Source organism: Pseudomonas fluorescens (assembly GCF_002837185.1).
Classification (GTDB): Bacteria; Pseudomonadota; Gammaproteobacteria; order Pseudomonadales; family Pseudomonadaceae; genus Aquipseudomonas; species Aquipseudomonas fluorescens_AM.
In genome coordinates this window covers 47,913-66,071 of record NZ_KZ478006.1, presented here as the reverse complement: position 1 = coordinate 66,071, position 18,159 = coordinate 47,913, and the positions used below count along the sequence as shown (strand labels likewise).

Annotated in this window: 20 protein-coding genes; 10 read left to right on the top strand and 10 right to left on the bottom strand. The window is 61.3% G+C overall.

Features of this window, described 5'->3' with window-relative positions; all coding sequences use genetic code 11:
- The first annotated feature begins 95 nt into the window (after window positions 1-95).
- Window positions 96-422 (top strand): transcriptional regulator SutA, encoded by a 327-nt coding sequence (gene sutA, locus CIB54_RS19205; protein ID WP_065953216.1) that lies wholly within the window; start codon window positions 96-98, stop codon window positions 420-422.
- Between the two features lie 403 nt (window positions 423-825).
- On the opposite strand, the gene CIB54_RS19200 is transcribed toward sutA, so the two are convergent.
- From CIB54_RS19200 to lptM, 6 genes are read right to left on the bottom strand one after another with little or no spacing between them, the layout of a single operon-like run.
- Window positions 826-1,521, bottom strand: a complete 696-nt coding sequence (locus CIB54_RS19200) for an HAD family hydrolase (RefSeq protein WP_065950389.1) — start codon at window positions 1,519-1,521, stop codon at window positions 826-828.
- Complete coding sequence (gene xerC, locus CIB54_RS19195; protein WP_065950390.1) at window positions 1,518-2,417, bottom strand: tyrosine recombinase XerC; 900 nt, start codon at window positions 2,415-2,417, stop codon at window positions 1,518-1,520. The genes CIB54_RS19200 and xerC overlap by 4 nt, the downstream gene beginning before the upstream one ends.
- Window positions 2,418-2,419: 2 nt before the next feature.
- On the bottom strand, window positions 2,420-3,136 hold the full coding sequence (locus CIB54_RS19190; RefSeq protein WP_065950391.1) for a DUF484 family protein: 717 nt from the start codon (window positions 3,134-3,136) through the stop codon (window positions 2,420-2,422).
- A 13-nt stretch (window positions 3,137-3,149) separates the two neighbouring features.
- A complete protein-coding gene (gene dapF, locus CIB54_RS19185) occupies window positions 3,150-3,980 on the bottom strand; it encodes a diaminopimelate epimerase (protein WP_101220677.1) in 831 nt (276 codons plus the stop codon).
- A 3-nt stretch (window positions 3,981-3,983) separates the two neighbouring features.
- Window positions 3,984-5,231 carry a diaminopimelate decarboxylase gene (gene lysA / locus CIB54_RS19180; protein ID WP_065950393.1) on the bottom strand — a complete coding sequence of 416 codons (1,248 nt, stop codon included), beginning with the start codon at window positions 5,229-5,231 and terminating at the stop codon, window positions 3,984-3,986.
- A gap of 9 nt (window positions 5,232-5,240) precedes the next feature.
- Window positions 5,241-5,408: an LPS translocon maturation chaperone LptM gene (gene lptM / locus CIB54_RS19175; protein WP_003195417.1), complete on the bottom strand. Its 168-nt coding sequence runs from the start codon at window positions 5,406-5,408 to the stop codon at window positions 5,241-5,243.
- Window positions 5,409-5,646: 238 nt separating this feature from the next.
- Here lptM and cyaY point away from each other — a divergent pair, with 238 nt between their 5' ends.
- The 3 genes from cyaY to rnk all read left to right on the top strand — a co-directional run bounded on the left by cyaY (window position 5,647) and on the right by rnk (window position 6,745).
- Window positions 5,647-5,979, top strand: coding sequence for an iron donor protein CyaY (gene cyaY, locus CIB54_RS19170; RefSeq protein ID WP_065950394.1), 333 nt, complete (start codon window positions 5,647-5,649; stop codon window positions 5,977-5,979).
- A 2-nt stretch (window positions 5,980-5,981) separates the two neighbouring features.
- Window positions 5,982-6,200: a DUF1289 domain-containing protein gene (locus CIB54_RS19165; RefSeq protein WP_065950395.1), complete on the top strand. Its 219-nt coding sequence runs from the start codon at window positions 5,982-5,984 to the stop codon at window positions 6,198-6,200.
- 131 nt (window positions 6,201-6,331) lie between these two features.
- Window positions 6,332-6,745 carry a nucleoside diphosphate kinase regulator gene (rnk, locus tag CIB54_RS19160; RefSeq protein ID WP_065950396.1) on the top strand — a complete coding sequence of 138 codons (414 nt, stop codon included), beginning with the start codon at window positions 6,332-6,334 and terminating at the stop codon, window positions 6,743-6,745.
- On the opposite strand, the gene CIB54_RS19155 is transcribed toward rnk, so the two are convergent.
- From CIB54_RS19155 to CIB54_RS19145, 3 genes are all read right to left on the bottom strand, one after another.
- Window positions 6,742-9,582: a class I adenylate cyclase gene (locus CIB54_RS19155; protein WP_101220676.1), complete on the bottom strand. Its 2,841-nt coding sequence runs from the start codon at window positions 9,580-9,582 to the stop codon at window positions 6,742-6,744. The two genes, rnk and CIB54_RS19155, sit on opposite strands and share 4 nt — an antisense overlap.
- A gap of 167 nt (window positions 9,583-9,749) precedes the next feature.
- On the bottom strand, window positions 9,750-10,001 hold the full coding sequence (locus tag CIB54_RS19150; protein WP_065950398.1) for a TIGR02647 family protein: 252 nt from the start codon (window positions 9,999-10,001) through the stop codon (window positions 9,750-9,752).
- Window positions 10,002-10,097: 96 nt separating this feature from the next.
- Window positions 10,098-10,382 (bottom strand): hypothetical protein, encoded by a 285-nt coding sequence (locus CIB54_RS19145; protein ID WP_065950399.1) that lies wholly within the window; start codon window positions 10,380-10,382, stop codon window positions 10,098-10,100.
- A 125-nt stretch (window positions 10,383-10,507) separates the two neighbouring features.
- Here CIB54_RS19145 and CIB54_RS19140 point away from each other — a divergent pair, with 125 nt between their 5' ends.
- Window positions 10,508-11,167, top strand: coding sequence for a glutathione S-transferase family protein (locus CIB54_RS19140; RefSeq protein WP_065950400.1), 660 nt, complete (start codon window positions 10,508-10,510; stop codon window positions 11,165-11,167).
- Between the two features lie 37 nt (window positions 11,168-11,204).
- Here the strand turns inward: CIB54_RS19140 and argH are convergent, their stop codons facing one another.
- On the bottom strand, window positions 11,205-12,599 hold the full coding sequence (argH, locus tag CIB54_RS19135; RefSeq protein ID WP_065950401.1) for an argininosuccinate lyase: 1,395 nt from the start codon (window positions 12,597-12,599) through the stop codon (window positions 11,205-11,207).
- A 502-nt stretch (window positions 12,600-13,101) separates the two neighbouring features.
- On the opposite strand from argH, the gene CIB54_RS19130 reads away from it, so the two are divergent.
- From CIB54_RS19130 to CIB54_RS19115, 5 genes are all read left to right on the top strand, one after another.
- Window positions 13,102-13,848, top strand: a complete 747-nt coding sequence (locus CIB54_RS19130) for a LytR/AlgR family response regulator transcription factor (RefSeq protein ID WP_065950402.1) — start codon at window positions 13,102-13,104, stop codon at window positions 13,846-13,848.
- Window positions 13,849-13,986: 138 nt separating this feature from the next.
- Window positions 13,987-14,928 (top strand): hydroxymethylbilane synthase, encoded by a 942-nt coding sequence (gene hemC, locus CIB54_RS19125; RefSeq protein WP_065950403.1) that lies wholly within the window; start codon window positions 13,987-13,989, stop codon window positions 14,926-14,928.
- Window positions 14,925-15,683, top strand: a complete 759-nt coding sequence (locus CIB54_RS27690; protein ID WP_065950404.1) for a uroporphyrinogen-III synthase — start codon at window positions 14,925-14,927, stop codon at window positions 15,681-15,683. The genes hemC and CIB54_RS27690 overlap by 4 nt, the downstream gene beginning before the upstream one ends.
- Window positions 15,684-15,701: 18 nt before the next feature.
- Window positions 15,702-16,817, top strand: a complete 1,116-nt coding sequence (locus CIB54_RS27685) for a uroporphyrinogen-III C-methyltransferase (RefSeq protein WP_232790580.1) — start codon at window positions 15,702-15,704, stop codon at window positions 16,815-16,817.
- A gap of 5 nt (window positions 16,818-16,822) precedes the next feature.
- The gene (locus CIB54_RS19115) at window positions 16,823-18,064 is read left to right on the top strand and encodes a heme biosynthesis protein HemY (protein WP_065950406.1); all 1,242 of its coding nucleotides are present in this window, start codon (window positions 16,823-16,825) and stop codon (window positions 18,062-18,064) included.
- Window positions 18,065-18,159 lie beyond the last annotated feature (95 nt).

The following is an 18,159-nucleotide window of genomic DNA, read 5'->3' as shown; positions in this document are numbered from 1 at the left end:
GTGATCCAGTGGATGTTGATTTTTTTCCGGCCGCCTCGACAGAGGGTAAAGCTGGGCTATAACTAATCTGCTTTTCGCAAGTCATGAGGTAGAACATGAGCGACGATGATCTGGAAAACGACGACCTGGAAGTAGGTGACGACACTGAAGACAGTCTTGAAGTGGCGGCTGAGGACGTTGCTGAAGACCTTGAGGACAGTGCTGGCGATGACGCCGCTCCCAAAGCCAAAGGCAAGGCCAAGGCTGCTGTTTCGGTAGACGAACTGCCCAGCGTTGAAGCCAAGAACAAAGAACGCGATGCCTTGGCCCGTGCGATGGAAGAATTCCTCGCCAAAGGCGGCAAAGTGGTCGAGGTCGAGCCCAATGTGGTAGCGGATCCACCGAAAAAGCCGGATAACAAGTACGGTAGCCGTCCCATCTGAGGTCAGCTAACTGCTTGTAGGAAGAAGCCCGCCGTCGCTGCGGGTTTTTTCATGCCCGATGATTTAGTTGAGCCTGGCAGTGATCCACCTGTGGGAGGGGGCTTGCCCCCGATTGCAGTGGCTCAGCCAGTCCATTTGCCGGCTGATACACCGCTATCGGGGGCAAGCCCCCTCCCACATTTTCCTCAGTGTTGACGCTATAGCGTTACTGTTTGTAGGAAGAAGCCCGCCGTCGCTGCGGGTTTTTTCATGCCCGATGATTTACTTGAGCCTGGCAGTGATCCACCTGTGGGAGGGGGCTTGCCCCCGATTGCAGTGGCTCAGCCAGTCCATTTTCCGGCTGATACACCGCTATCGGGGGCAAGCCCCCTCCCACATTTTCCTCAGTGTTGCCGCTATAGCGTTATTGCCAACTGCGCAGCAACTCCGGCAACTCCGTCAGGCTACGAATCTCTGCGTCCGGACGCTTTGGCGCTTCCCACACCTTGCCTGTCGGGTTGAACCACACCGCCCGTAACCCCGCCTGCTGCGCGCCGGCGATGTCATCCCCAGGATGATCGCCCACATGCACCGCCGCACTGGCGTCCACACCGCCGCGCTGCAACGCCTCCTCAAACAACCGCGCATCCGGCTTGGCAATACCGATGTCTTCAGCGCGCAGGGCAAAGTGGAAGTAGTCCGCCAGGCCCACGCGTTGTACGTCTGCATTGCCGTTGGTGATCACCCCCAGAAGGAAGTGCTGGCGTAGCGCTTTGAGCATCGGTTCGGCTTCGGGAAAGACCGTGAGCTGGTGTCGCGCATGAATGAACGCCTCAAAACACACATCGGCCATCTCGGTCGCTGCAGGCTGCGGGTAGCCGGCCTCTTCGAACGCATGCAGCAATACGCGGTGGCGCAGGACGCTGATGCGGTGTTTGAGTTCAGGATGACGCGCCAGCACCTGTTGGCGCAGGCTGGCGAAATGCTCCAGGGGCAAGTCGCCGACCTTGGATGCATTGACCGCCAACCATTCGCGCATTGACGCTTCGGCGCTGATGATGACGGGTACGTTGTCCCAGAGCGTGTCGTCCAGGTCGAAGGTGATCAGCTTGATGCTCATGAGTCGCCGCCCTTGATGCGTTTGGCCCGTGGATGGGCGCTGTCGTACACCGTTGCCAGGTGCTGGAAGTCGAGGTGGGTGTAGATTTGCGTGGTCTTGATATCGGCGTGGCCGAGCAGCTCCTGGACCGCGCGCAAGTCCTGGGACGACTCCAGCATATGGCTGGCAAAGGAGTGCCTGAGCATATGTGGGTGAAGGTTTTGCCCCAGTTCGCGTTCGCCGGCAGCCTTCACGCGCAACTGAATGGCCCGTGGCCCCAGGCGTCGACCTTGTTGGCTGATGAATACCGCGTCGTCTTTCGGATTGGCCAGCGCCCGTAACGGCAGCCACAGCTCCAGGGCTTCGCGAGCCTTCCTGCCGACCGGCAGCACACGCGTCTTGCTGCCTTTACCCAGCACCTGCACCAGCCCATCGGCCAGGTCCAGTTGCTCAAGATTCAGGCCGGTCAGCTCCGACAGGCGCAGGCCCGAGGAGTAGAACAGTTCGAGGATCGCCTGGTCGCGATGGGCAAGAAAGTCATCCTCGACCGCGCCATCCAGCAGTTGCAGGGCGCGGTCGGTGTCCAGGGTCTTGGGCAGGCGTCGCTCGCCTTTGGGCGGCGACAGGCCATTGGCCGGGTCGTGGTCGCACAGGCCTTCGCGGTTCAGGTAGTGATAGAGGCCGCGCACCGCCGACAGCAGGCGCGACAGGCTGCGCGAGGACTGGCCTTGCTGGTGCAGCCGTGCGACCAGGCTGCGCAGGCTCTGGATATCCAGGGCTTTCCAGCTGGCAACCTGCTGCTTTTCGCAAAAGGCCAGGACCTTGTTCAAGTCCCGCCGGTAGGCGTCCAGTGTATGAGGCGACACCTGGCGCTCGTTGCGCAGGTGAGCGCAGTAAGCGTCCAGTTGCCGTTCCATGGCTAGCGCACCGCGCGCAGGGCAGTGGTGAAGCGCGGCAGGACGCGGCCCAGCACTTGGGCGATATAGGTCAGGAACAGGGTGCCCACCGAGCTTTTATAGTGCGCCGGATCCCGGCTGGCGATGGCCAGTACGCCGTGCAGGCCTTGGTGGCTGAGGGCAACCACGGCGGCAGAGCCGATCTGTTTGCGCTGTTCGGCGCCGAACAGGAAATCCAGTTCATGCTCGCGCAGGGTACCGCTGATGGTCTTGCCTTCCGAAAGCAGGCCGCCGATGGCGGTCTGTGCTTCGCCACCGCTGACCCAGCGACCCACCGGCATCGGGTTGTCGCTGAACAGGATCAGGCTGACAAAGGGCACCTGGAAGTCCTGGCGCAGGCTGTCTTCCACCGCCATCACGGTTTCTTCCAGGCTGGCGGCGTCCATCAGGGTCAGGATCAGGCGTCGGGTCTTTTCAAACAGGCGATCATTGTCGCGAGCCACGTCCATCAGGTGCGAAAGCCGGTGGCGCATTTCGATGTTGCGCTCGCGCAGGATCTTCATCTGCCGCTCCACCAACGACACGGTATCGCCGCGTTGGTGAGGGATGCGCAATGCCGGGAGCAATTCTTCGTGCTCGACGAAGAAGTCCGGATGAGCCTCAAGGTACGCCGCGACCGCAGCGGCCTCCAGGCTTTCACTTGAGGTGACGGGTGCGGGTACTTGAGGCTTATCGGTCATTGGCTTGGCTCACTCATAGACGGACCTGTCCTTCGTATACACGCGTGGCCGGCCCGGTCATCATCACCGGGTGACCAGGGCCTGCCCATTCGATGGACAAGCGTCCACCCGGCAGGTCGATCAGCAGCGGCGAATCCATCCACCCCTGGCTGATCGCGGCCACGGCAGCGGCGCAGGCGCCGGTGCCGCAGGCCTGGGTTTCGCCGGCGCCGCGTTCCCACACGCGCAATTGCGCGCGAGAACGGTCGATCACCTGCAGGAAGCCCACGTTGACCCGCGCCGGAAAGCGCGGGTGATGTTCGATCTTCGGCCCCAGTTCGTGCACGGGCGCATTGTTGATGTCATTGACCCGCAGCACCGCATGGGGATTGCCCATGGACACGGCGGCGATATTGACCGTGTTGCCGTCCACATCCAGCGCATAACTGAGGGCCTGCTCGGGCGCCTGGAACGGAATATCCGCCGGCACCACGCGCGGCGCGCCCATGTTGACGCTGATCTGGCCGTCACTGCGGATATCCAGTTCGATCACGCCGCCCTTGGTTTCGACGCGAATCTGGCGCTTGGCGGTCAGACGCTTGTCCAGCACAAATCGCGCGAAGCAGCGCGCACCGTTGCCGCACTGTTCCACTTCGGAGCCGTCGGAGTTGAAGATCCGATAACGGAAATCCACCTCCGGGTTGGTCGGCGCTTCCACCAGCAGCAGTTGGTCGAAGCCGATACCGGTATGCCGGTCGCCCCATTGTTTGGCGTGCTTGGGCAGGATGTGCGCGTGCTGGCTGACCAGGTCGAGAACCATGAAGTCATTGCCCAGTCCGTGCATCTTGGTAAAACGCAGCAGCATGGCTTACTCCGGCAGCAGGCTTTCGCCAGCATACAACTCGGCTACCGTCTCGCGGCGACGCACTTCAAACGCTTGATCACCGTCCACCAGCACCTCGGCGGCGCGGCCGCGGGTGTTGTAGTTGGAACTCATGACAAACCCATAGGCACCGGCCGAATGCACGGCCAGCAGGTCGCCTTCCTCCAGGGCCAGCTGACGATCCTTGGCCAGGAAGTCGCCGGTCTCACAGATCGGGCCGACAATGTCGTACGCACGCGCCTGGCTGTGGCGAGGCGTCACCGCTGTGACGTTCATCCAGGCCTGGTACAACGCCGGGCGGATAAGGTCGTTCATCGCCGCGTCGACGATGGCGAAGTCCTTGTGCTCGGTGTGCTTGAGGTACTCGACCTGGGTCAGCAGCACGCCGGCGTTGGCGACGATATAGCGGCCCGGCTCGAACATCAGCGTCAGGTCGCGGCCCTCGAGGCGCTCGCGCACGGCCTTGATGTAGTCGGCGATCAACGGCGGCTCTTCATCGCGGTAACGCACGCCCACACCGCCACCCAGATCGATGTGATGCAGGTAGATGCCGCAGTCGCCCAGGCGGTCGATCAGCGCCAGCAGGCGGTCCAGAGCATCGAGGAACGGCGGCAGGGTGGTCAGTTGCGAGCCGATATGGCAGTCGACGCCCAACACGTCCAGGTTCGGCAATTGGGCGGCGCGGATATAAACGTCTTCGGCATCGGCGATGGCGATGCCGAACTTGTTCTCTTTGAGACCGGTGGAAATGTACGGGTGAGTGCCGGCGTCGACGTCCGGATTGACGCGCAGGGAGATCGGCGCGCGAACACCCATCTCGGCGGCGACGGCCTGCAGGCGCTCCAGTTCGTCGGTGGACTCGATGTTGAAGCAGTGCACACCCACTTCCAAGGCGCGGCGCATGTCTTCGCGGCTCTTGCCGACGCCGGAGAACACGATCTTGTCGGCCTGGCCGCCAGCGGCCAATACCCGTTCCAGCTCGCCACGGGACACAATGTCGAAACCGGCGCCAAGGCGCGCCAGGACATTGAGCACGCCCAGGTTGGAGTTGGCTTTTACCGCGTAGCACACCAGATGCGGCACGCCTTCCAGCGGGTCGGTGAACGAGCGGTATTGCGCTTCGATATGGGCACGCGAATACACATAAGTCGGGGTGCCAAAGCGCTGGGCAATTGCGGACAGCGCCACGCCTTCCGCGAACAGCGCGCCGTCCCGGTAGTTAAAAGCGTCCATGAGGATCCCTTAGTAAGTGTCGTGCTTGTGCGCTTTGGACGGCTTTTGCGACGACTGCGCCTGTTCGTTCGGGTCTTTGCTGTCGTCAGGCAGGTACAGCGGGCCTTTCTGACCACAGGCACTAACGAGGCAAGCGACCGCGACGAGCGCAGCAAGGGAAGAGATCAGGCGCTTCATGGCGAAATCCTTGAATATGCATTAATTGCGCCCGAGTATACCGACCACCCGCCAGCTTGCCTATGCGCTGGAATACCCGTCCGGCGGGGGTTTGCCGAGATAGTCGGGAAGCGGGCTACGCTGGTTGAGGATATTTCGTACCGCCATCTGTGATGAAATCGGTATCCTTTGCAATCGGCGGGGCGCGTCCGTATTGTGCGGCGCTTGAGCAGAACCAGACACTTTCGAGGTTGCCACAATGAGTTTGACCGAAGCCCGTTTTCACGACCTGGTGGATGCGACCCAGCAGGCGCTGGAAGATATTTTCGACGACAGCGGTTTGGACGTGGACCTGGAAAACTCGGCCGGCGTGCTGACGGTCAAGTTCGAGAACGGCACTCAGTTGATCTTCAGCCGTCAGGAACCGTTGCGGCAATTGTGGCTGGCGGCACGTTCCGGTGGTTTTCACTTCGACTACAACGAAGAAGACAACAATTGGCAATGCGATACCAGCGATGAGCTGCTCAGCGAGATGCTGGCGCGTCTGGTTCTGGAACAATCCGGCGCCGAGCTGGATTTCGACGAGATTTGACTGTGAGCCAGTCCGTACCCACGCGCCCAGCCAAGCCGCTGTTCAGCAATGTCAGCCCGGCGGTGCCGTCACCTTGTATCAGTTTGTGTCGTCTGGACGAGCAGAAAGTCTGCCTCGGCTGCTTTCGCCATGTCGAAGATATCCGCGAATGGCGCTCCGCCGATGATGAGCGGCGCCGAGTGATCTGTGCCGAGGCCGAGCAACGCCGGGCCCACGCCTGAGGTCGTCTTGTTTATTTGTGACGCTGTGGTAGTGTCCGGGTACGCCTCAACTCATCGAGGCCCGTGAGAACCCCGCCTTTTCCTGGCGGGGTTTTGCTTTTTTGTGCAGAAAAAAGGAGTCTGCCTGAATCATGACCACCGCACCGTCCATCATTCTCACCCGTCTTGACGTGCAGCGCCTGGAGCAACTGATCGACCGCCTGGGCGACGAGTTTCCCGGTGTCGAAGCGTTGCAACACGAACTCGACCGCGCCGAAGAAGTGGTTGGCCACGATGAAGTGCCTGCAAGTGTCGTGACCATGAACTCCAGCGTGCATTGCCGTGAGCAAGGCAGCGGCAAGGATTACCACCTGACCCTGGTTTACCCCAAGGACGCGAACGCCGATGAAGGCAAGATCTCGATCCTGGCACCGGTGGGCAGCGCGTTGCTCGGCCTGCAAGTGGGCCAGCATATTGATTGGCCCGCGCCGGGCGGCAAGACCCTCAAGCTCGAGCTGCTGAGTGTCGAAGGCCAGCCCAGGGATGGCGGCGCCTTCCCTCTTTAAATCTGGTTCAGCGCTTGATTGAGCGCGAGCTCGAGCTCGGCCTTGTAGCGCAGGTACAGATTGCTCGGGCTTTGCACGTCGCCAAGCAGGCCCGACAGATCCAGATCGGTGATGTAGCAACGGTAACGCTCGGGTTCCCGGCGCTGCCCGACGATTTCCCGGGCGACTACCGCAAACAGCTGGTCGCCAAACTCCAATTCGGAAAATTCCCGCTGGTTGCAGTACAGCGTGATACCCACCTGTCCGGGCGCCGCCTTGGCGATAATCGCTTGTACGTCATAAAACGGCTGGTTGGCGGGGTGTTGCGGAGCCGGCCTTGGCTCGACGAGACGAGCACGGCCATTGCCCGACGGCAGCAGTTGGTAATACGAGAGCTGCACTTCGCCCAATGGCTGTTGTGTGTCCAGAGCTGATAGCGCTTCGCGGCGATAGATGATCGAGAGCAGGAAACGCTGCAGCGGTGCCAACAGGCTTTGCTCATCATGGAACGGCAAACGCTGCTGCCAGAGCGCATTGAACTCGTCGAGCACATACAGTTCGGCAAATCCTTCATGGATCCGGTAGAACACCTGTATGCAATCGGCCACACCCATGGGCAGCAGCAGCGCCAGGTCGTGATCTTCCAGGGCCATGGTGTCCAGGTGCCACGGGCTGTAACTGGCCAACTCTTCGCTGAGGTAGGCGATCAATGCGTCATGGGTCGGCAGCGGTACATGGGTGGCTTGGCCGGGAATCAATTCCATGACGTGATAGTGTTGCTGAACTTGGAGCAGGTAGCGGTGATTGCCTCGGCCGAGCAGCAGGTTCTGCGCAGTGTCGAATACCTCTTCCACGCGCTGGGCAATGAATTGCGCTCGGTTGTGACAGAAGCAGCGCACCCGCAACCGTGGCAAATGATCCGATGGCAATTGGTTGAGGTAGTCGCGCAGGCAGTCGAGCAGCGCATGGGGTCCGTCGTAGCGGCTGACCGTCACCTCGTTCCAGCTATTGAGCGTGACCTGGTCCAGGGTCAGTACCAGGTTCTCACGCACGCCGGCATAACTCAGCGAGTCGGTACGCTCGGTGGTCATCAGAATATTCAGGTCGCGGTGATGCTTGAGTGGGTCGACGCCGACGTTGATCAGCAACAGCACTTCTTCGGGCACCGCCGAGCGTAACAAGCGCGTTTCATCGACGCTGCTCATGGGCAGGGCGATGGTCTGTTGCAGGCTGCCCAGCAGGTTGAACAGCTCAAACTCGGTCATGTCGCTGACGCCCGGGTGCAGCGCCAGGCGCGTACTGCTGTCGATCACACCGTTGCGATGGCACCAGGTAAGCATTTCCAGCAGGTCGCGGCTGCGCTTGATGGGGGCGAAGTGCTCCCATTCCAGGGCGGTGAGGTTGCCGTTATACAGGCCCCAATGGTACTGCCCCGGCTCCTTGCGGTTGGGTGAGTGCACCAGGGTCAAGGTGTCTTCGGCCAGGTCCGGGGCAATGCCGGGGTTGATGAACTCGACCTTGCCGGCCTTGCGTTCAAAGGCCGCGTACAAACGACGGCCCAGCACATTGAGGTCGCGCCGGTTGATCAGGCTGACGGTCTGTTCCGTGCGGGCGAACTGGGTGAGGAAGCGATAACTGTAGTTCAGCTCGTTGACCAGGGCGCGGCGCTCGGAGGCGACCTGACGCACTTTCCATTGGCTGCGACTGTCCAGCAACGCCAGTTGGCGCGGATCCCAGTTCCATTCATGGGCCAGGCGTTCCAGCAGCAGCCGTTGCCAGCTGGCGGTGCGCTGGCCGGCGCTGAGCTTGCGGTTGACCTTCAGGTACAGGCTGCGCCGTACCAGTTCCAGGCGCTCCGGTTCATTGCGGGCCTTGAGGTATTCCTCGATGCGGCGGTAGACCACGATGTAGGGGTCCAACTCATCCAGGTCCATCTGATTGGCAAACACCGCGCGCTTGAAGCGCAGGCTCAGGCATTGCACGTTGGGGTGCTCGCTGGCATAGACCTCGGTCAGCAGCAGCTTGAGCACCGATTTATAGGGCGATTCGATGCCCTTGAACAACTGCCACAGCCCGGCACCGATGAACTCCCCTGGAGGGATGTGCGCCAGATGGCCGAGATCAAGGGTTTCGTCGGCGCGAATGAAACGTTTGGAGATCAGCGCGTGGGTGAACTCGGCGTAGCGACGTTCTTCATAGACCGGCACCAGCCACCAGATCGGCGTGCGCCCGGCCAGCCAGATTGCGGTGCGGTAGAACTCATCCAGCAAAAGATAGTGCTGAGTGGTCCCGCAATCGTCGGAGCTCAGTTGCGTGTCCCGTTCACCGAGCACAAAGCGCGTCGGTTCAATCAGGAAGAAGTGGGTCTCGGCGCCCATGGTCTGGGCCCAGGCTTCCAGCAGTTGGCACTTCTTGCGCAGCTCGGCCAGCTCGTTGTCATTCAGGTCGGGCGCGTGGCATACCCACACGTCCATATCGCTTTGATCCGCCTGGGCCAGCGTGCCCAGGCTGCCCATCAGGAACAGGCCGTGGATCGGACGGGGCGGGTTGCCATGGCGCGGCTTGTAGGAGAACGAACGCGTCAGGCGCTGCGCTTCAGCCAGGGCCTGGGTATCCGGTTCGAAATTCGACAGCCCGGCCGGTGTGCCGCTGGATACATAACCTGGCAGCAAGGGGTGATTGACGTGGAAAAACAGCGGCAACAAGGTCAGCACGCTTTGCTGGCGCGGGGTCAGCCCCTCAACGGCACGGGCCAGGCGGCCCTCATTGAGCGCCATGAACCGCGCGCGCAACTGGGTCAGCACCTTGCGGTCGATGCCTTCGTCCAGGTCGGGGCGGATTTCATGGGTGCGGGTCATGTCGAACTCGGTGGCTCGCAGGGCCCGACGTGGGCGGCCGTGTCGGAGTTTACAGACAGTAGCGTAGGAGTTTTAGAGGGAAATGGGTTTTGGCGTCAGAATTTTCGCTGTTACGCGGCGACGCCCTCGGAATCCGCAAAGAGCGGACCCCATGGGCGTATCAGGTGTCAGGCAGCTTCTTTTTTGGTGGTCTTCAGAATTGTCAGCAAGCTTTGGGTGTGTTGGGCGGCATCCCGACCCAGGCTGGTCAGATAGCCACCGTCGGGCTGGGTGATCAGTTCTTTCTCAAACAAGCGTTTTGCGGCGTCGATGGCAGTTGGAGTAGCGGTCTGGTGGACTTTCAGACCTTCCTGGGAGCTGTCCAGGTTGAAGAGTGCAAGGATTTCCAGTTCGGCAACCAACTCAGGGGTATACGACATAAGGACTCCAGACTTTCTAAGAATTTATTAGAGGCTAGCAGGCCATAAGGTGAACGCACTTTGCCGAACTGTCCAGCGTGTTGCAGCGCAGCTGGATTATTCCTTTTCAGGCGGCAGCTCAGGCAGTGCGCGCAGCGCGGTTTCATACCATTGGGTATCAAAGGCGCGGTCCTCATCCAGCATCGCGTCGATCTCGAAGGCCAGCACGTGGGCCATGAGATTCAGGATCTCTTCTCGCTCATACCCTACCAGCGTCAGCTTGTTGAACGTGGCCTTGGCCGCCGGTGGGTTGTCGCTTTCGATCTGGTTCTCGATGGCCTGGATCAGCGTGCTTTCGGTGAATTCTTCTTCGTCGTGGTCGATATCGGTCGGCTCGCTCATGGCAGGCTCCTCAAGGTAAGGGCGCCAGTCTAACGCCATTCAGGCCGGTGATGCTGCTGGCCAGGCCAGGCCTCAGCGTCTATAACGCTTGCAGCCAACCCCGCACCCGGCCTGGAGGCTTTGCGATGCTCAAGCTTTATGGATTTTCGGTCAGTAACTACTACAACATGGTCAAGCTGGCGCTGATGGAGAAAGGGCTGCCTTTCGAAGAGGTGCCTTTTTATGCAGGACAAACGCCTGAAGCCCTGGCGGTGAGCCCGCGAGGCAAAGTACCCGTGCTGGGTGTCGAGCAAGGCTTCATCAACGAAACCAGCGTGATCCTCGAATACCTCGAGCAGACCCAGGAAGGGCCTGCGCTGCTGCCAGCCGACCCGTTCCAGCGTGCCCAGGTGCTGGCGTTGTGCCGTGAAATCGAGCTGTACATCGAATTGCCTGCGCGGGCGTGCTTCGCCGAAGCCTTTTTTGGCATGACGGTACCGGAGGCGATCAAGGACAAGTCCCGAGCTGAATTGTTGCTGGGGGTCGGTACGTTAGGCCGCCACGGTAAGTTCGCGCCCTATGTGGCGGGAGAGCACTTCACGATTGCCGATCTGTATTTCATGTACAGCTTGAATCTGGCCTGTGGGGTAGGCGAAAAACTGTTCGGGCTGGACCTGCTGGCGCAGTTGCCACAGGCGAAGGCGTTGCTGGGGCGTTTGAACGAGATGCCCAATGCGCAAAAGGTCGAGGCGGACAGGCAGGCGGCGATGCCGGCGTTCATGGCAATGATTGCGGCCAAGAAATAATCAAATGTGGGAGGGGGCTTGCCCCCTCCCACATTTTTTAGCGGCTGGCGAGTAGCTCCTGGCCACGCGCGACGGCTGCTTTCACCTGCGCCGGCGCGGTGCCGCCGATGTGGTTACGGGCATTCACCGAGCCTTCCAGGGTCAGCACGGCAAACACATCCTGCTCGATCTGGTCGCTGAACTGGCGCAGTTCTTCCAGGCTCATTTCCGCCAGGTCCTTGCCGGTGTCCACGCCGTATTTCACGGCATGGCCAACGATTTCGTGGCAGTCGCGGAAGGGCAGGCCACGACGCACCAGGTAGTCGGCCAGGTCGGTTGCGGTGGAAAAACCCCGCAAGGCCGCTTCGCGCATGATCGCGTGCTTGGGCTTGATCGCCGGAATCATGTCGGCAAACGCACGCAGTGAGTCGCGCAGCGTGTCGGCGGCGTCGAACAGCGGTTCCTTGTCTTCCTGATTGTCCTTGTTATAGGCCAGCGGCTGGCCTTTCATCAGGGTCAGCAGGCCCATCAGCGCGCCGAATACGCGGCCGCTCTTGCCACGTACCAGTTCGGGGACGTCGGGGTTTTTCTTTTGCGGCATGATCGAGCTGCCGGTGCAGAAGCGGTCCGGCAGGTCGATGAACTGGAATTGCGCGCTGGTCCACAGCACCAGCTCTTCGGAAAAGCGCGACAGGTGCATCATCGCGATGCTGGCGGCGGCGCAGAATTCGATGGCGAAATCACGGTCCGACACGCCGTCCAGGGAGTTGCCGCCGACGGCGTCGAAGCCCAGCAATTGCGCGGTGTACTCGCGGTCGATCGGGTAGGTGGTGCCGGCCAGTGCGGCGCTGCCGAGTGGCATGCGATTGGCCCGCTTGCGGCAATCCACGAGGCGCTCGTAATCGCGGCTGAGCATTTCGAACCAGGCCAGCAGGTGGTGGCCGAAGGTCACGGGCTGAGCGGTCTGCAGGTGCGTGAAGCCGGGCATGATGGTGGCCGATTCGCGCTCGGCCTGTTCCAGCAAACCTTTTTGCAGGCGGGTGATTTCAGCCAGGATCAAATCGATTTCATCGCGTAGCCACAGGCGGATATCGGTGGCCACCTGGTCGTTACGGCTGCGCCCGGTGTGCAGCTTCTTGCCGGTCACACCGATGCGATCGGTCAGCCGTGCCTCGATGTTCATGTGCACGTCTTCCAGGTCGACGCGCCAGTCGAACGTGCCGGCTTCGATCTCGCCCCGGATGGTGGTCAGGCCTTCGATGATGCTGTCGCGCTCGGCATCGGTCAGCACGCCGACCTTGGCCAGCATGGTGGCGTGGGCGATGGAGCCCATGATGTCGTGGCGGTACAGGCGCTGGTCGAAGTTGACGGAGGCGGTGAAGCGCGCGACGAAGGCGTCGACGGGTTCACTGAAGCGGCCGCCCCAGGACTGGTTGGTCTTGTCGGTGCTCATGAATTCGCTCGTGATCTGCTTAAAAGAGGCGTGAAGGTGTGCCGCCGATAATAACAGGGTTGTCCGCGGACGCGATGGTGCGGGTGGACGGCAATTTTATTTGTACAAAGGATGGCTAAGTGCCTTGCCGCCGATCGCATCCAGGACGAGACTGGGAGCAGGACCTTATTGAAACGATATTTGACGATTGAGCAATATCGTTCCAGCGAGCGTCTACAGTTGGACTGAGAGTGTGTGAATGCACCAAAGTCGGGTAATGCGGTCAGAGCCCAGACTATCCATTAAATACGGGGGTATTCGGATTGTGTATCAGCAAACCCTATGACAATGCGCGAAGTTGGCAGGTCTTGGGCGCTATTGAACAGGTCCGGGTAAATTTGGGTGCCACTCCAAGGGCACTTTTTGCCGCTTGCGCCAGTCTTAGCGTGGATCGCTGTGACGTAAGTCACCGCACCTGTCTACGCTACCCTTGTGCGAGACTCACGCAGGAATCCAGCGCAATATGAATGTCCTGATCGTTGATGACGAACCCCAAGCCCGCGAGCGACTGAGCCGTCTGGTCAGTGAGATCGAGGGTTATACAGTCCTTGAACCGAGCGCCACCAGCGGCGAAGAGGCGTTGACGCTGATCGACAGCCTCAAGCCGGATGTGGTGTTGCTCGATATCCGCATGCCGCTCCTCGATGGCCTGCAAGTCGCCGCCCGCCTGAGCGAGCGCGAATCGCCACCGGCGGTGGTGCTGTGCGCGGCACAGGAAGAATTTTCGGCACAGACGCTGGAAGACAGCGGTGTCAGTTTTCTGGTCAAGCCGGTGGCTGGCGACGCGTTGCTCAAGGCGTTGAAGAAGGCCGAGCGTCCCAGCCGCGCTCAGCTCGCAGCCCTGACCCAGCCTGCCGCTCAGAGTGGCAATGGCCCCCGCAGCCATATCAGCGCACGGACCCGCAAGGGTATCGAGCTGATACCCCTCGCTCAGGTGGTCTATTTTATCGCCGACCATAAATACGTGACCTTGCGTCACGAAGCGGGCGAAGTGTTGCTTGATGAGCCGCTCAAGGCCCTCGAAGACGAATTCGGCGACCGCTTTGTGCGCATCCATCGTAATGCGCTGGTGGCGCGCGAGCGAATCGAGCGCTTGCAACGCACGCCCCTTGGCCATTTCCAGCTATTTCTGAAGGGCCTCAACGGCGATGCCCTGATCGTCAGTCGGCGCCATGTTGCTGGCGTGCGCAAGATGATGCAGCAGCTCTAGCCCAGGCGTGGTGGCGAGCTCTGCAGTCCCTATCCCGGTGCGACGCGGCCAGGGAGGCCCCGCACTTGCTGATTCAAATCAAAGCGCATTTGCCTGAGCTGTTATTATCTGCCGTATCTATTCAGTACGGATTGATCCATGTCTTCTCGCGAAATCCGCATCGCCACCCGTAAAAGCGCCCTGGCCTTATGGCAGGCCGAGTACGTCAAAGCACGTCTTGAACAGGCTCACCCTGGCCTCAGGGTGACCCTGGTGCCCATGGTCAGTCGCGGCGACAAGCTGCTGGACTCGCCGCTGTCGAAAATTGGCGGCAAGGGTCTGTTCGTCAAGGAATTGGAAACCGCGCTGCTGGAAAATGAAGCAGACATCGCTGTGCATTCGATGAAAGACGTGCCCATGGACTTCCCTGAAGGGTTGGGCCTTTTTTGCATCTGCGAGCGGGAAGACCCACGCGACGCCTTTGTTTCCAACACTTACGCATCCCTGGATGAATTGCCCCTGGGCAGTATCGTGGGCACCTCGAGCCTGCGGCGCCAGGCCCAATTGCTGACCCGTCGACCCGACCTGCAGGTCCGCTTCCTGCGTGGCAACGTCAACACGCGCCTGGCCAAGCTGGATGCGGGCGAGTATGACGCGATCATCCTCGCCGCCGCCGGCCTGATCCGCCTGGGCTTCGAAGACCGCATCACCCGCGCAATCAGCGTCGAAGACAGCTTGCCGGCCGGCGGGCAGGGCGCAGTCGGCATTGAATGCCGTACCGTCGACAGCGAAATTCACGCACTGCTCAAGCCGCTTGATCATGCAGACACCGAGGTTCGCGTCACGGCCGAGCGCGCCTTGAACAAACACCTCAATGGTGGCTGCCAGGTACCGATCGCCTGCTATGCCGTGCTCGAAGGTGAAAACCTGTGGTTGCGAGGCCTGGTAGGCGACCCGGAGGGCGGAACGTTGCTGACCGCCGAGGTGCGCGGTCCACAACGCGACGCCACGGCCCTGGGCATTCAGGTCGCCGAGGAACTGTTGGACAAGGGCGCTGGCGCCATCCTGCAAAAAGTCTACGGCGAGGCCGGCCCGCAGTGACCCCGTGGCGATTGCTGCTGACACGGCCTGCCGAAGAATCGGCAGGCCTGGCGGCGACATTGGCCGATGCGGGCGTATTCAGCAGCGAACTGCCGTTGCTGGAAATCAAAGCCTTACCGGTCACGCCGCAACAACAGGCTGTCTTTGGGGCGCTGCAGCGCTATTGCGCAGTGATCGTGGTGAGCAAACCGGCGGCGCGTCTTGCCTTGCAACAATTGACCGCGCCCTGGCCGCGACTGCCGTGGTTCAGTGTGGGTGCCGCCACGGCACAGATACTGGCCGATCATGGTTTGGACGTGCACTATCCGCCAACGGGTGACGACAGCGAGGCCTTGCTTCAATTGCCGGCATTGCGCGAGGCTATCGCATGCCCCGGTGCCAGGGTGTTGATCCTGCGCGGCGAGGGCGGCCGGGAATTGCTCGCGCAGCGCTTGCGCGAGCGAGGTGTCAGTGTCGACTACCTGGAGTTGTACCGCCGTTTTCTTCCGGCCTACGACGCGGGCGCACTGACGCAACGCATCCAGTTGGAACGCTTGAACGGCCTGGTGGTCAGCAGTGGGCAAGGTTTTCTACACTTGCAGGCCCTGGCCGGCTCCGAATGGCCTGAGGTGGCGAAGCTGCCGTTGTTCGTGCCTAGTCCGCGCGTCTACGAGATGGCGCGGGCCGCTGGCGCAGAAAAAGTTGTGGATTGTCGCGGCGCGAGTGCCGCGGCTTTGTTAGTGGCGTTAGGGAGCAATCCCGTTCCCACTCTCTGATACGCAAAGGACGGATACGTGAGCGAAACAGCCTTGCCTAAAGATGAAGCTCAGCCCGCGCTCGATGCGCCGCTCGGGACACCGGTCACCGTACCACGCCGTGGCAATGGCCTGGCAGTCGTCGCGTTGCTGCTTGGCGCTGCGGGTGTTGCCGCCGGCGGCTGGGGGATCTGGCAGGTCCGTGCCCTGCAAGCCAACAGCCAGCAGCAACTGGGTCAGGTGCAGACCCTCGATGACCAATCCCAGAGTCTCAAGCAGGGCCAGCAACAATTGGCTGCCCGCCTGGCGCAGCTGCCCGGCGCGGATGAGCTGGAAGAGCGTCGACGCCTGGTCGCCCAGTTGCAGGGTGATCAGCAGCGCCTGAACCAGCGTTTGGAAACCGTACTGGGCGCCAGCCGCAAGGATTGGCGCCTGGCTGAGGCCGAGCATCTGATTCGTCTGGCCAGCTTGCGTCTGTCGGCTTTGCAGGACATCAACAGCGCCCAGTCGCTGGTCCAGGGCGCCGACGAAATTCTTCGTGAGCAGAGTGACCCAGGCGCGTTCGCCGCGCGTGAGCAGTTGGCCAAGAGCCTCGCGGCGCTGCGCAGCACCGAACAGCCGGACCGCACGGGGTTGTACCTGCAGTTGGCGGCTTTGCGCGACCAGGTGGTGCAATTGGCGGCTGTCGCTCCGGAGTATCAACTCACGCAACCCGATTCCCAGGGCCGTCCCACCAGCGATACGGGTAACCAGTTGAGCCAATGGTGGGAACAGATATCCCGTTATTTCCGTATCGACTTCAACCCGGATGACAACATTCGTCCGCTGCTGGCGGGCCAGGGGTTGAATCAGGTGCGTCTGGCCTTGAGCCTGGCGCTGGAGCAAGCACAGTGGGCAGCGCTCAACGGCGAGTCAGCGGTGTATAGCCGTTCGCTGGGTCAAGCGCGCAGCGTGTTGCAGGATAACTTCAACCAGGACAATCCGCAGAGCAAGGCGATGCTGGCGCGTATCGCCGAGCTTGAGCCCAAGGCCGTTTCGGTGGTAACACCTGACTTGGCCGCGAGCCTGGCGGCCGTGCAGGCGTACCTTGAGCGCCGACATTTGTCCGCCGACGAAGCCAAGGCTTCGGCTGCCAAGCCTGCGACCCAGGAGTAGAACCGATGAAGCGTTTCTATGTGATCCTGGTGCTGGCAATTGCGATCGCCCTGGCGCTGGCCGTGGGCATTTCCAAGCACACCGGCTACGTGCTGATTACCTATCCCCATTTGCTGCATTACGAGTCGAGCTTGTGGGCCACATTGGTGGCGGTGTTCGCCATAGGCCTGGCGATCTACCTGATCCGAGTGCTGTTGGGGCTGGTCAGCGTTTCCGGCGGTGTGGTCAACCCGTGGTCGCGGCGCAATCGCAGCCGCCGTGTGCAGATTGCAATCGAGCAAGGCCAGATGGACCTTGCCGAAGGCCGTTGGGCCAGTGCCGAACGCCACCTGCACCGTGCTGCCGAAGCGGAGCGCCAGCCACTGCTGTATTACCTGGGTGCCGCACGTGCGGCCAACGAGCTGGGACGCTACGAAGCATCGGATGCGTTGCTGGAGCGCGCCCTGGCTCGCCAGCCCCAGGCGGAGCTGGCCGTTGCCTTGAGCCATGCGCAACTTCAGATGGATCGTGGCGATACAGAAGGTGCCCTGACCACCCTGCAGGCGATGCACGAGCGTCACCCTCACAACGCCCAGGTCTTGCGGCAGTTGCAGCGATTGCACCAGCAGCGTGGCGATTGGTCGTCGGTGATTCGCCTGTTGCCTGAACTGCGTAAGGACAAAGTGTTGCCGGCCGCCGAGCTGGCTGAATTGGAGCGCCGGGCCTGGGGAGAAAACCTCAGCCTGGCCGCCCAACGTGAAGAGCAGGGCGAAGCCGGCTTGCAGTCCCTTGACCGCGCATGGGAGCAATTGACTTCAGCCCAGCGCCAGGAGCCTCAGCTGGTGTTGGCTTATGCTGACCAACTGCGTCGACTGGGCGCCGATGCCAGGGCCGAGGAAGCGCTGCGCAGTGCGATCAAGCGCCGTTATGACAGCCATCTTATTCGGCTCTATGGCCTGCTGCGCGGCAGCGACCCGGCCCGTCAGTTGAAGTTTGCCGAAGGCTGGCTGAAGGATCATCCTGGCGATGCCAGCCTGTTGCTGACGCTGGGCCGTCTCTGCCTGCAGAACAGCCTGTGGGGAAAGGCACGGGATTATCTGGAAAGCAGCCTGCAGGTGCAGCGCAATCCCGAAGCCTGCGCCGAATTGGCCCGTTTGCTGGCCCAATTGGGTGATACCGAGCGCAGCAACCGGCTGTTCCAGGAAGGCTTGGGGTTACTCGACAATCGTCTGCTGGCGTCACCGTTGCCAGCACCGGCGCAAGCTTGAAGTAGGAAAGTGTTCACGGGTTGGCTCAGACCTATCTGTCAGCCAACCCTTTAACCCTTTGTAATTACTCGGCTTAAGTGGGCCTGTAATCAATT